General features: G+C 63.1%; 13 protein-coding genes. 7 read left to right on the top strand and 6 right to left on the bottom strand.

Annotation, left to right across the window (positions count from 1 at the left end):
- Positions 1 to 32 precede the first annotated feature (32 nt).
- From QFZ88_RS11825 to QFZ88_RS11815, 3 genes are all read left to right on the top strand, one after another.
- Positions 33 to 695 carry a GntR family transcriptional regulator gene (locus QFZ88_RS11825; RefSeq protein WP_024922912.1) on the top strand — a complete coding sequence of 221 codons (663 nt, stop codon included), beginning with the start codon at positions 33 to 35 and terminating at the stop codon, positions 693 to 695.
- 76 nt (positions 696 to 771) lie between these two features.
- Positions 772 to 1,455 carry a nitroreductase family protein gene (locus QFZ88_RS11820; protein ID WP_024922911.1) on the top strand — a complete coding sequence of 228 codons (684 nt, stop codon included), beginning with the start codon at positions 772 to 774 and terminating at the stop codon, positions 1,453 to 1,455.
- A gap of 106 nt (positions 1,456 to 1,561) precedes the next feature.
- Positions 1,562 to 2,710, top strand: a complete 1,149-nt coding sequence (locus QFZ88_RS11815) for an amidohydrolase (protein ID WP_024922910.1) — start codon at positions 1,562 to 1,564, stop codon at positions 2,708 to 2,710.
- 26 nt (positions 2,711 to 2,736) lie between these two features.
- Here the strand turns inward: QFZ88_RS11815 and QFZ88_RS11810 are convergent, their stop codons facing one another.
- The gene (locus QFZ88_RS11810; RefSeq protein ID WP_024922909.1) at positions 2,737 to 4,536 is read right to left on the bottom strand and encodes an ABC transporter transmembrane domain-containing protein; all 1,800 of its coding nucleotides are present in this window, start codon (positions 4,534 to 4,536) and stop codon (positions 2,737 to 2,739) included.
- A 174-nt stretch (positions 4,537 to 4,710) separates the two neighbouring features.
- Between QFZ88_RS11810 and rpmE the strand changes: the two genes are divergently transcribed.
- Positions 4,711 to 4,932, top strand: a complete 222-nt coding sequence (gene rpmE, locus QFZ88_RS11805) for a 50S ribosomal protein L31 (RefSeq protein WP_024922908.1) — start codon at positions 4,711 to 4,713, stop codon at positions 4,930 to 4,932.
- Positions 4,933 to 5,108: 176 nt separating this feature from the next.
- Entirely contained in the window at positions 5,109 to 6,425 is a 1,317-nt protein-coding gene (locus tag QFZ88_RS11800; RefSeq protein ID WP_024922907.1) for an MFS transporter, read from the top strand.
- Here the strand turns inward: QFZ88_RS11800 and QFZ88_RS11795 are convergent.
- Positions 6,411 to 7,043, bottom strand: coding sequence for a TetR/AcrR family transcriptional regulator (locus QFZ88_RS11795; RefSeq protein WP_024922906.1), 633 nt, complete (start codon positions 7,041 to 7,043; stop codon positions 6,411 to 6,413). The genes QFZ88_RS11800 and QFZ88_RS11795 overlap by 15 nt on opposite strands.
- Before the next feature lie 128 nt (positions 7,044 to 7,171).
- On the opposite strand from QFZ88_RS11795, the gene QFZ88_RS11790 reads away from it, so the two are divergent.
- Positions 7,172 to 8,011 carry an NAD(P)H-binding protein gene (locus QFZ88_RS11790; RefSeq protein ID WP_024922905.1) on the top strand — a complete coding sequence of 280 codons (840 nt, stop codon included), beginning with the start codon at positions 7,172 to 7,174 and terminating at the stop codon, positions 8,009 to 8,011.
- Positions 8,012 to 8,025: 14 nt separating this feature from the next.
- Positions 8,026 to 8,505 carry a DUF1772 domain-containing protein gene (locus QFZ88_RS11785; RefSeq protein WP_024922904.1) on the top strand — a complete coding sequence of 160 codons (480 nt, stop codon included), beginning with the start codon at positions 8,026 to 8,028 and terminating at the stop codon, positions 8,503 to 8,505.
- A gap of 143 nt (positions 8,506 to 8,648) precedes the next feature.
- Here QFZ88_RS11785 and QFZ88_RS11780 read toward each other — a convergent pair whose 3' ends face one another.
- The 4 genes from QFZ88_RS11780 to QFZ88_RS11765 form a co-directional block, all read right to left on the bottom strand.
- Positions 8,649 to 8,933, bottom strand: coding sequence for a SelT/SelW/SelH family protein (locus QFZ88_RS11780; protein ID WP_036254060.1), 285 nt, complete (start codon positions 8,931 to 8,933; stop codon positions 8,649 to 8,651).
- Between the two features lie 5 nt (positions 8,934 to 8,938).
- Positions 8,939 to 9,748: an RDD family protein gene (locus QFZ88_RS11775; RefSeq protein WP_161773067.1), complete on the bottom strand. Its 810-nt coding sequence runs from the start codon at positions 9,746 to 9,748 to the stop codon at positions 8,939 to 8,941.
- Positions 9,749 to 9,842: 94 nt separating this feature from the next.
- Positions 9,843 to 10,592: a YebC/PmpR family DNA-binding transcriptional regulator gene (locus QFZ88_RS11770; protein ID WP_024922901.1), complete on the bottom strand. Its 750-nt coding sequence runs from the start codon at positions 10,590 to 10,592 to the stop codon at positions 9,843 to 9,845.
- Positions 10,593 to 10,876: 284 nt separating this feature from the next.
- Complete coding sequence (locus tag QFZ88_RS11765) at positions 10,877 to 11,947, bottom strand: extracellular solute-binding protein (protein ID WP_024922900.1); 1,071 nt, start codon at positions 11,945 to 11,947, stop codon at positions 10,877 to 10,879.
- Positions 11,948 to 12,001 lie beyond the last annotated feature (54 nt).

Below are 12,001 nucleotides of genomic sequence, written 5' to 3'. Positions count from 1 at the left end.
CGACCGACAGGGACAGGACCGGGCCGTCTTTCGTGACCGATCGCGACACATCCTCGACAGCACAGCAGGTTGCCTCCGCCATCGCGCAGGCGGTGCGGGGAGGCCATCTCGTGCCGGGGCAGCGGCTGACCGAGGTCGAGCTTGCCTCTCGGTATGGCGTGTCGCGCACCTCGGTGCGCGAGGCTTTCCAGCGGTTGACGGCGGATGGATTGCTTGCTTTCGAGCCGCATCGCGGCGTCACGGTCCGCCGGTTGTCACGCAAGGAGGTCAACAATCTGTTCGCCGTGCGCGGCGCGCTGGAGGTGCTGGCTGTCGGCCTCGCCTTGCCGGCTCTGCGTGCCGACCCGGGCAAGCTGCTTGTGCTGCAGGAAGAGATGAACCACGCCGTCGACGGCAACGACATGGCCGCCTTCTCCGATGCCAACAACCGTTTCCACGGATTGTTCTCGGAGACTGCGGACAATCCCGTGCTGGCCGAGACCCTGACCAGGCTGTCCAATTCGCTCTACTGGCTGCAGTTCCGCATGCTGGTCGACCGGCAGGATGTCTTCGCCAGCAATGTCGAGCACCGCCGCATCGTCGAAGCGATACTTGCCGAAGACATGCGGGCGGCCGAAGCCGCGATGCGGGACCATGTCGCCGCCTCGCGGACATTGATCCAGAGACTGTCCGACGATCATTTCGCGCCGGCCTGAGCGGTTCTCCGCAAGGCAGCTTGCACTTTTCATGATTGTTGGACAATATTGTTGGACAATGTGAGGAGCCCGTTCGATGAAGCCGACCGCCAGCTACCAGCCGATCCCCTTGCCTGACTATCGCGAGCTTCCGCTCGAAACCATGCGCGCCAACGCCGAAGCCTTCTACGCGGAACTGCGCGCCCGCCACACGGTGCGGGAGTTTTCGACCCGGCCGGTGCCGCGCGACATCATCGAAACCTGCATCCTGGCGGCGGGTACCGCGCCCAACGGCGCCAACCACCAGCCCTGGCATTTCGCGGTCATCAGCGACGCTTCGATCAAGAAGCGCATTCGCGAAGCAGCCGAGATAGAGGAGAAGGCTTTCTACGAGGGCAGGGCCGGCGAGGAGTGGCTGGCTGCGCTGGCGCCGCTCGGCACCGATGCCGACAAGCCGTTCCTGGAAGAGGCGCCCTGGCTGATCTGCATCTTCGGCGAGCGTCGCAGCCGCTCCGCCGACGGTGTCATGCGCAAGAACTACTACGTGCCGGAATCGGTCTCGATCGCCACCGGTTTCCTGATCACTGCCATTCATCGCGCCGGACTTGTCGCGCTGACCCATACGCCGAACCCGATGAGCTTCCTGAACGAGATCTGTGGCCGCGACCCGCACGACAAGCCCTATATCCTGATGGTCGTCGGCTACCCGAAAGAGGGAGCCACCATCCCGACCCACGCGATCGAGAAGAAGCCGCTGTCGGAAATCGCGACATTCATCTGAGCCTCGGCGCTTCGCGGCTGGAAGGTCGTTTTCCGGCCGCTGCATCTTCCCGCCGGCGGTTTTGGGCTGCATGCTTGCGGCCCATCAACCGGATGTGGAGGCCGCATTGTCCCTGACCAACCAGGACCTCATCGAACTCACGGCCTGGCGGCGCCGGCTGCATCAATATCCGGAAATCTCCAACGAGGAGGAAGCGACCGCTCGCGCGGTGGTGACCTTCCTCGACGACACCAAGCCGGACGAGGTGCTGACCGGTCTTGGCGGTCACGGTGTCGCCGTGATCTACGACAGTGGCAGACCCGGCCCGACCGTGCTGTTCCGGTCCGAACTCGACGCGCTGCCGATCGAGGAATTGTCGGGCGTGCCGCATTCCTCGCTGGTTCCAGGCAAGTCGCATATGTGCGGCCATGACGGGCACACCACCATTCTGGCCGCACTTGGCCGGCAGTTCGGGCGCAAGCGCCCGGCAAAGGGGCGTGCGGTGCTGATGTTCCAGCCGGCGGAGGAGACTGGCGATGGTGCCGCCGGCGTGGTGGCCGATCGGCGTTTCGGCGAGATCGCGCCGGATTTCTCGTTCTCGCTGCACAATTTGCCAGGCATCCCGTTTGGCGAGGTCAGGCTGAAAGCGGGCGTCGTCAATTGCGCCTCGCGCGGCATGCGCATCGTGCTGGAAGGCAAGACGGCGCACTCGTCCATGCCGGAAACCGGGACTTCGCCGATGCTGGCGGTGAGCCAACTGATGCCGGCGCTGGCGAAGCTCGGCGGCGGCGCTTTCACCGACGACGATTTCGGCATGGTCACCGTTACCCATGCCGCGATGGGCGAGGCTGTGTTCGGTGTCGCGCCGGGCCGTGCGGAAGTGTGGGCGACCTTGCGTACGCGGCTCGACGAGCGCATGGCGGGGCTATGCGCCGCGGCCGAGGCGCTTGCTGGTCGTATTGCCGGCGAGCAGGGGCTGACGTTCAAGGTCGATTATCACGAGATCTTCGTCGCCAGCATGAATGCGCCTTCGGCGGTCGAGCATCTGCGTACCGCGCTCGACCAGGAGGGCGTCAAACACAGCGAGGAGAGCCTGCCGATGCGGGCTTCGGAGGATTTCGGCATCTTCGGGCGCAGCGCCCCTTCGGCGATGCTTTTCCTGGGCGCCGGCGAACGGCATCCGGCACTGCACAATCCCGATTACGATTTCCCCGACGATCTTATTCCGATCGGCACCAGGGTTTTCATGCGCACCGCGCGCAATCTGCTGGGATAGGCGGATGCGTGGCTGCGGCTTATACGTTACTCCGCCGCACCCATAAAAGCGCTGGCGCCCGTCTCGAATTGCAGCTTGGCGAGCTTGGCGTAGATGCCGCCCTTGGCGACAAGGCTCTTGTGGGTGCCTTCCTCGACGATGCGGCCATTGTCCATGACGAGGATGCGATCGGCCTTCAGCACCGTCGCCAGCCGGTGGGCGATGACCAGCGTGGTACGGCCGCGCATCAGGTGTTCGAGCGCCTCCTGCACCAGGGTCTCGCTTTCGGCGTCGAGTGCCGAGGTCGCCTCGTCCAGCAGCAGGATCGGCGCGTCGCGTAGGATGGCGCGGGCGATCGCCATGCGCTGGCGTTGCCCGCCGGAAAGGGTGACGCCGCGTTCGCCGACAGGCGTGTCGTAGCCATTCTGTAATTTGAGGATGAATTCATCGGCGAGTGCCGCCTTGGCCGCCGCCTCGATCTCGGCGTTCGAAGCACCGGGCCGCCCGAAGGCGATGTTGTCGCGCGCGCTGGCGGCGAAGATGGTGACATCCTGCGGCACGATGGCGATGCGCTGACGCACGGCCAGCGGATCGGCTTCGGTGAGATCGAGGCCATCGATCTTCACGGTGCCGGTTTCAGGGTCGTAGAAACGCAGGATCAGCGAAAACACCGTGCTCTTGCCGGCTCCGGACGGGCCGACGATGGCGACCGTCTCGCCAGGCTTCACCTTGAAGGCAAGGCCGTGCACGGCGGCACGGTCCGGCCTTGCCGGATAGGAGAAGGAGACATTGTCGAACTCGATTGCGCCCTTGGTCGTCGTCGGCAGCGGCTTCGGCCGTGCCGGCGCCTCGATGCCCGGCTTCTCGGCCAGGATCTCGGTCAGCCGTTCGGCGGCGCCGGCGGCCTGTGACAGTTCGCCCCAGACTTCCGAGAGCGCGCCGAGCGCGCCGGCGGCGAACACCGAATAGAGCAGGAACTGGCCGAGCGTGCCGGGCGACAGCGTACCCGACAGCACGTCGCGCGAGCCGAACCACAAAACGGCGACGACCGAGGAAAACACCATGAAGATGGCGAAGAAGGTGAGCAGGGCGCGGGCAAGCACCGAGGCGCGGGCGGCGGCGAAGGCGCCTTCGACGGCGGCGGCGAAACGGTTGGTGACCAGGCCTTCATTGGTGAAGGCCTGCAGCGTGCGCACGGCGCCGATCTGCTCGCTTGCATAGGCGGTGGCGTTTGCCAGCGTGTCCTGCGCCTGCCTGGACCGGCGGCGCACCGAGCGGCCGAAGGCGACCAATGGCAGCACGATGATGGGAATGGCGGCAATGACGAGGCCGGAGAGTTTCGGGCTGGTCACCACCATCATCGCCAGCGCTCCGAGGCCGAGGATGACGTTGCGCAGCGCCACGGAAGCGGTGGCGCCGACAGCGGATTTCACCTGCGTGGTGTCTGCGGCAAGTCGAGAAATAATCTCGCCCGACTGCGCCGTGTCGAAGAAGGCGGGCGACAGCGTGGTGACATGGGAAAAGACGTCGCGGCGGATATCGGCGACAACCCGTTCGCCCAGCGTAATGACGAAGTAGTAGCGGCCGGCGGAAGCCAGCGCGAGCACGGCCGCCATGATCATCAGCATGCCGAAGTAGCTGGCGATGAAGACGGAATCGGAGGTGGAAAAGCCGTTGTCGATCATGCGGCGCACGGCCAGCGGCAGCGCCAGCGTCGTCACGGCGGCCAGGGTCAGCGAGATGCCTGCACCCACGACCAGACCGCGATAGCGGGCGATGTAGGGGAATACGCGCTGAAGCGGCTTGAGCGAGCGTCTGCGCTCGTCTGCGCTGAGAGGGTCCGCCATCGTCCGGGTTCCTGTCCGAATTGGCTCCGGCGCGGCCTTGTGATTCAATTTCGCCTGTTGTATAGGCACGCCGACCGTTTTTGAAGCCGTGGCTCCTCAATAGCTGCGGCTTCGAGTTTTAAAAAGGGGCGCATCGCCGCAGGGCCGCCGTCCCACCTAGCCAGGACAAGAGCGATGAAGGCTGACATCCATCCCGACTACCACACCATCAAGGTCGTCATGACCAATGGCACCGAGTACCAGACCCGTTCGACTTGGGGCAAGGAAGGCGACACGATGAACCTCGACATCGATCCCTCCACGCATCCGGCCTGGACCGGCGGCCAGCAGACCCTGCTCGATCGCGGCGGCCGTCTGTCGAAGTTCAAGAACAAGTTCGCCAATCTCGGCATCTAAGCCGGACGCGACAGCGAACACAAAAAACCCGCCTTCGAGGCGGGTTTTTTATTGCCGAAAGATGCCCGGCAAGCTCCTCCACCTTGTTATCCCGTGCGGTACTCGACATTCGGACAGCTTCGAGTTGCATCGTATCACGAAGTGTCCGATCTTCCTGCCGGGGGCAGGGAGGACATGTGACGGACACCGCTCTCCATTTCGACGACGCCCGGCGTCGGATCAAGGCCATCTTCATCGGTTCGATCGGTAATCTGGTCGAATGGTATGACTTCTATGCCTATACGGCCTTCGCGCTTTATTTCGCGCCGGCCTTCTTCCCGTCGGAAGATCCCGTCGTCCAGCAATTGAATGCGGCGACATTGTTTGCCGCCGGCTTCATCGTGCGGCCTGTCGGCGGCTGGTTTTTTGGCCACCTCGCCGACCGCTACGGGCGCCGGCTGTCATTGACCATTTCGGTGCTGATGATGTGTTTCGGCTCGCTCATCATCGCGTTTACGCCGACCTATGCCACGATCGGTTTTGCCGCGCCTGTGCTGCTTGCGCTCGCCCGCGTTATCGAAGGTCTCAGCCTCGGCGGCGAATACGGCGCCAGCGCCACCTATCTCAGCGAGGTCGCCGATCCCAACCATCGCGGCTTCTATTCCAGCTTCCAGTATGTGACGCTGATCGGCGGGCAGCTCTGCGCCATCCTGGTGCTGCTGCTTCTTCAGAACGTGTTCCTGACGCATGAGCAGCTGGTTGCCTGGGGCTGGCGCATTCCCTTCGTCATCGGCGCGCTGCTGGCCATCGTCTCGGCAATCATGCGCCGGCAGTTGCACGAGACCGAGGCATTCGTTGCCACCACGGCGGCGCAGAAGCGCGAAGGCGCGCTGCGTGGCCTGGTGAAATACCCACGCGAGGTTGCCATCGTCGTCGGTCTCACGGCGGGCGGTACGGCCGCCTTCTATACCTTCACCACCTATATGCAGACCTTCGTCAAGCAGACGGTCGGCCTGGCGGATCTCACCACCACCTATGTGATCGCCGGATCGCTGATTTTCGCGTCGATCCTGCAGCCGATCTACGGGCTGATCTCCGACCGGATCGGGCGCAAGCCGCTGCTGGTCTTCTTCGGTGTCGCCGGCACGCTGCTCACCGTGCCGATCCTGACGCTGCTGGCGTCGACCAAATCGCCGTTCGTCGCCTTCCTGCTGATCTGCAGCGCCTGGATCTTCACCGCCGGCTACACGTCGATCAATGCGGTGGTGAAGGCAGAATTGTTCCCGACCGCCGTGCGTGCCACCGGCGTCGGCGTGCCCTATGCGCTGACGGTTTCGATCTTCGGCGGCACCGCGCCGGTCATCGCGCTGTGGTTCAAGCAGCATGGCCACGAGCAATGGTTCTACTACTACCTTGCCGGGGTGATCTTCGTTTCGCTGCTGGTCTATGTCTCCATGCGCGACACCAAGCACGCGTCGGCGATGGACGAAGGCGCGGTCTCAGCGGCGCGCTAGTTCACCAAGCGCCATGCGCTTGTAGGTGGCGACCAGCCTGTCGCCCTCCTCGCGGTCGACCGAGACCGCGAGCCGCATCGCCGCTTCGCCAAGTTGCCAGATAAGGAAGGCCGAGCTTTCGAGCGCGGCCGGATCTTCGTTGGGGCGCAGGCGCCTGAGCACAGCGAGCAGCAAGCCGGCATTGGCGCGGCTGCAGGCGAGTTCGAGTTCGCGCAACGCCTTGTCGGCCTGCGTGCCGGACCAGATGTCGCGCATCACCGGTTCGGCCAGGAAAATGTCGTAATAGGTATCGACCAGTTCGGAGAAGGCCCGTTCCAGGCTTTTCATATCGTCGACACTTGCCAGCGCTTCGGCGATGCAGGCTTCGCTTTCCTTCTGGTAGCGGTCGGCCAGCGCCCGGATGATGGCGCTCTTGTCGGGAAAGAACTGGTAGAGCGAGCCGATCGACACGCCGGCTCTCTCGGCCACCTCGCCCATGCGCAGCGCGTCGCTGCCCTTTTCCGCAATCAGCGCCGAAGCGACGCCCAGCATGCGTTCCACTCGTTCGCGGCTGCGCTTCTGGCTGGGCTCGCGGCGCGGGCCGGGAGCGTCCTGTGCGACGGTCGATGCGCTTTCCATCAATGGATCCTCAAAAGGCGTTCCGGGCGGGCGTCCCGAAAAATTCCTGCTTGACTCACAGAATATGAGGATTTATCACATTTTGCAAACGTGAGGATTGCTCATGTTTTGCAACGAGGAGAGAAACAATGACCAACACAACATCCAAGCCGGTCCTGATCCTTGGCGGTACCGGCAAGACCGGCCGCAGGCTGGCTGAAAGGCTGGAAGCCAGGAACATTCCGGTCCGCATCGGCTCGCGCTCGGGAAGCCCGGCCTTCGACTGGACCGACAAGGCAGGCTGGGCCGGCGCCCTCGAAGGCGTTGGCGCCGTCTACATCAGCTATTATCCCGATCTCGCCGTGCCGGGCGCCGCGGAAGCGGTCGACGAATTCGCCCGGCTGGCGGTAAGCCACGGCGTGCGCCGGCTGGTGCTGCTTTCCGGCCGCGGCGAGCCGGAAGCGCAGCGCGCCGAGGAACTGGTGCAGGCATCGGGCGCCGACTGGACGATCCTGCGCTGTGCCTGGTTCGCGCAGAACTTCTCCGAGAGCTTCCTGTTCGAGCCGGTCCTGGCTGGCGAAGTTGTCTTGCCGGTCGGCGAGGTGAAGGAGCCGTTCATCGATGCCGACGATATCGCCGATGTGGCGGCCGCGGTGCTGAGCGAAGACGGCCATCTGGGCGAGGTCTATGAATTGACCGGCCCGCGTCTCATCTCTTTCCCGGAGGCGGTCGCCGAAATCGCCGGGGCAAGCGGCCGCGACATCCGCTTCGTGCGCGTGCCGCAGGATGCCTACAATGCCGCCATGGCCGAACATGGCGTGCCGGCCGACCTGATCTGGCTGGTCAACGAGCTGTTCACCGAAGTGCTCGACGGCCGCAACGCCTCGCTCACCGACGGTGTGCAGCGTGCAATCGGCCGCGCGCCGAAGGACTTTTCAATCTATACCGCTGAAACCACCGCCGCCGGCGTGTGGAACCTGAACCGTTGAGGAGGGAGGGAAAAATGTTTGCTCCGATCGTCGTTATCGTCACCTTCATTGCCGCGCTCGGCAGCGGCCTCATGGCGGGGCTGTTTTTCGCCTATTCCAATTCGGTGATGCCCTCGCTGGCGCAGGTACCGGTGCCCCAGGGCGTGCTGGTCATGAACACCATCAACACGGTCATCCAGAACCCGCTGTTCCTGTCCATCTTCATGGGCACGGCACTGCTGGCGCTGTTCCTGGTGCTGGCGGCTCTGCTCGGCTGGGGCGTCGCGCGGCCCGGTTGGGTGGTGGCGGGTGCGGCGCTTTACATCATCGGCAACATCATCGTCACCATAGTCGTCAACGTACCGATGAACGATGCGCTGGCGGCGACTGCGCCAGACAGTCAGGCGGCCGCCCAGCTTTGGGCGGTCCATCTCGACCGCTGGGTGTTCTGGAACCATGTGCGCGCCTTTGCCTGCACCGGCGCCCTGGCCGCCTTCATCGCGGCGTTGATGTAAGCCATCTGGCAGTCTGCCAGGAAAAATCCGCCGCCTCTGATCCAGGCGGCGGATTTTTTTTCGCCGACGATCGGGACCAAGCCGGCGGAACCCGCAGCAAGGGCCGCGCCCCGCATTCGAACCGACTGGTCGCACTCGAAGTGCTACGCCTTGTTGCGGTCGGAATGACCGAGGTCGCGCTCGGGGTCGATCACATCGCGCACCAGCTGCTTCAGCCTGGCGGCATCGGGAAAGCCGCCATCGCGCTTGCGGTCCCAGATGAGTGTGTCGTTGCACTGGATGGTGAAGATGCCACCGGTGCCCGGAACCAGCACGACCTCGCCGAGGTCAGTAGCAAAAGTGGACAAAAGCTCTTGCGCCATCCAGCCGGCGCGCAACAGCCACTGGCACTGCGTGCAATAGGTGATGACGATGCGGGGCTTGTCCATCTCAGTCAGGTCTCAATCTCAAACAGGCGAACTGTCGTGCTTGCAACCCGATCGTGGATTGGATCGTCGCCGAGTGCAGTGGATATCATTATCCAGATCGGCCAAACCAGAGCGATCGCAGAAACGACGAGCGCGATCACTATTTCCAGATTGGAAATTTGCTGAATCGTTCCCGGGACATCGCCCCAAGCCTGAAGGGCATACCAACCTCCAAGGAGCGCCATCGGTGCGAATCCGAGGAACTTCATTGTTTGCCGACGAGCAGACGTTTGCACCGACAATCCGGTGCGATGTTTGTCATACTGGTCGTGTACCTTGATTGCCATGCTTCGTTTGCCAATCGACTGTCCAGATTTCCGCTCCAAAACAAAGAAATAGAGGGCGAGGACAAGCGGTTCGAGGAAGCCGAGGTCCAGGGCTGCCGGTCGAAAGTTGCCTTTTGAATCGAGATCTAGCGAGATGGAGGAAGGCTCACCCGCTTGCTGGTCGGGCGCAGTTCCGACTGCCGATTCGGCTATTTTCAGACCGAAAATGGATGTTCTGCATACATTCCAACTATAGCGACTAAGTGACGGGTCGCTTGAATGGTTCAGGGTCGCCGCTTGGCAGAGATTCCAGCGAAGCGAGAACGTGCTTTTCACCCCACCGTCAGTCAAATAATGAGCAAGAGATGTAAGTGGAAAAAATATAACAAAAACAACTATATAGTCAATAGATAGGGCTGCCAGCCTGCGCCATAGGCCCGGGCGACCAGGCCAATTCAGCGCTTCATCAAACCAAGTTGGATCACGGCTGGCGCCGCCATCATCAGCCATCTCATCCCCCCGCATGCAAATCATATTGCAAACAAGGGGACAGTTTGGCAGCGACGCCTAGTTTCCGTCCAGTGGGTCGGGCGGTAGTTGGCGACTAAGCCGCGCTGAGCTTGGCCAGCGTTGCGTCGTCGACCTCGAAATTGGCGTAGACGTTCTGGACGTCGTCGTCGTCTTCCAGCGTCGCCACCAGCTTCATCAGCGACTGCGCGCGTTCTTCGTCGACCGGGATGTTGTTCTGCGGCTTCCAGATCGCCTTGACCGATTCCGCCTCGCCGAGCGCGCCTTCGAGCGCTTTGGAGACTTCGCCGAGATTTTCGAAGGCGCAGTAGATGGTGTGGCCTTCCTCGTCGGTCTCGACATCGTCGGCACCGGCGTCGATCGCCGCTTCCATCACCTTGTCGGCGTTGCCGGCCTTGGCCGGATAGACGATTTCGCCGATGCGATCCCACATGAAGGAGACCGAGCCGGTTTCGCCCATGGCGCCGCCGGCCTTGGTGAAGGCCGCGCGCACATTGGAGGCGGAGCGGTTGCGGTTGTCGGTCAGCGCCTCGACGATCAGCGCGACGCCACCCGGGCCATAGCCTTCGTAGCGCACTTCCTCGTAGTTCTCGGCGTCGCCGCCGGAAGCCTTGTTGATGGCGCGCTGGATGTTGTCCTTCGGCATCGACTCGGCCTTGGCGTTCTGGATGGCCAGACGCAGACGCGGGTTCATCGCCGGGTCGGGCATCCCCTGCTTGGCGGCGACGGTGATTTCGCGGGCGAGCTTGGAGAAGATCTTCGAGCGGACCGCGTCCTGGCGGCCCTTGCGATGCATGATGTTTTTAAACTGTGAATGGCCGGCCATGGCACCCCTACGGTCTGTTCGCGGCTGTGTTGAGATGGGCGGCTTATAAATAAATCGGCTCAACACGTCCAGATACGACCGCCGAGATGCCGAGGCCGCGCCTTGCGCGCAAGGCCTGATACCCATGCCAAAGTGAACAGAAGTCGGGATAGCGGCCGCGAGTGAAAAAATTTGGCGCTTTCGGATCAAGGACCTGCGCGAAACAGGCGGCTTTTCGCGCCCGGTTTTTATTCACTGCCCCTCGGGATCGCGAATAATAGGCTTCTTTTCGCGAACGATCGGCCTCAATAACCGGCTTTGATTTTCTCGAACTCGGCGACCATGCGCTGTTTCAGCTCCGCCGGCAGCGGCTGCTGGAAGAGGGTCTTGTCGAGGAAGGCGTCGAGGTTGTCGAAACCCCGGTCGGCAAGCAGCTTCTTGTCGACCGAGGCCATGCCAGCGGCGTTGCCATGACCGTAGCCGAAGGTGGTGACGATGTGGCTCGACACATTCGGCGCGTTGACGGCGTTGAAGAAGTCGTAGGCCTCGTCGACATGGGCGGCGTCTTTCAGCAGCGTATAACCGCACACCCAGGTCGACAGGCCTTCCCTGGTGTCGCGGTTCATCTCCAGCGGCACGCCCTGGCCCTTCAGCGTGACATAGGTTTCGGCCCAGCCCCAGGCGAGGTCGATCTCGCTGCCGGTGAAGGCCTGGTTGATGGAGGTGTCGTCGGTCCAGTAGAAGCGGACGTTCTTGTGCACCTGGCGCAGGAAGTCAGCGGCTTCCTTGAACTGGGCGTCGGTCATCTTGGTCCAGTCCTTCAGCCCGATGACGAGGCTGGCCAGCGCGAAGGCGTCGTCGACATTGTCGCCGATGGTGACGCGGCCCTGGAATTTCGGGTCGGCGAAGATGCGCAGCGACTTCGCGTCCTCGGGCGTCACCTTGTCGGTGCGGTAGATCAGCGAGGACGTGCCCCAGTCGAACGGCATCAGCCATGCCTTGCCGTCGCCGCTGGTGACGAGGTCCTTCATCTTCATCAGCCCGGGGTTGATGTCCTTCCAGCCGGTGATCCTGGATGTGTCGAGCGGCTGCAGCAGGCCGGCGTCACGCCATTTCACCACGCTCTGGGCGCAGGGGTGGCCGACATCGGCCTTGAAGCCGGCGCGCAGCTTCTCGAAGGCCTCGTCCTCGTCGCCGAAGAAGGAGAAGCTCGGTTCGGCGCTGTATTTGGCGGCGTAGTCGGGGTGCAGCAGCGGGTCCTCATAACCCGACCAGTCGAACACGACGAGGTCGCCGCCAGCGGCGAAGGCCGCGGTTCCGGCGGCAGCGCTGGCGAGTGTTGCGGCTAAGAGGATAGGGCGAAACGTAAAGGCCATGGCGCGAGAGCTCCCGATCGCAAAACGGCATGTCGATCGAGGTTAGGAGAAATT

The organism is Mesorhizobium sp. YL-MeA3-2017 (genome assembly GCF_030814575.1).
Classification (GTDB): Bacteria; Pseudomonadota; Alphaproteobacteria; order Rhizobiales; family Rhizobiaceae; genus Mesorhizobium; species Mesorhizobium terrae.
The sequence above is the reverse complement of the archived record's forward strand: the minus strand, read 5'-3'. Positions and strand labels throughout refer to the sequence as shown.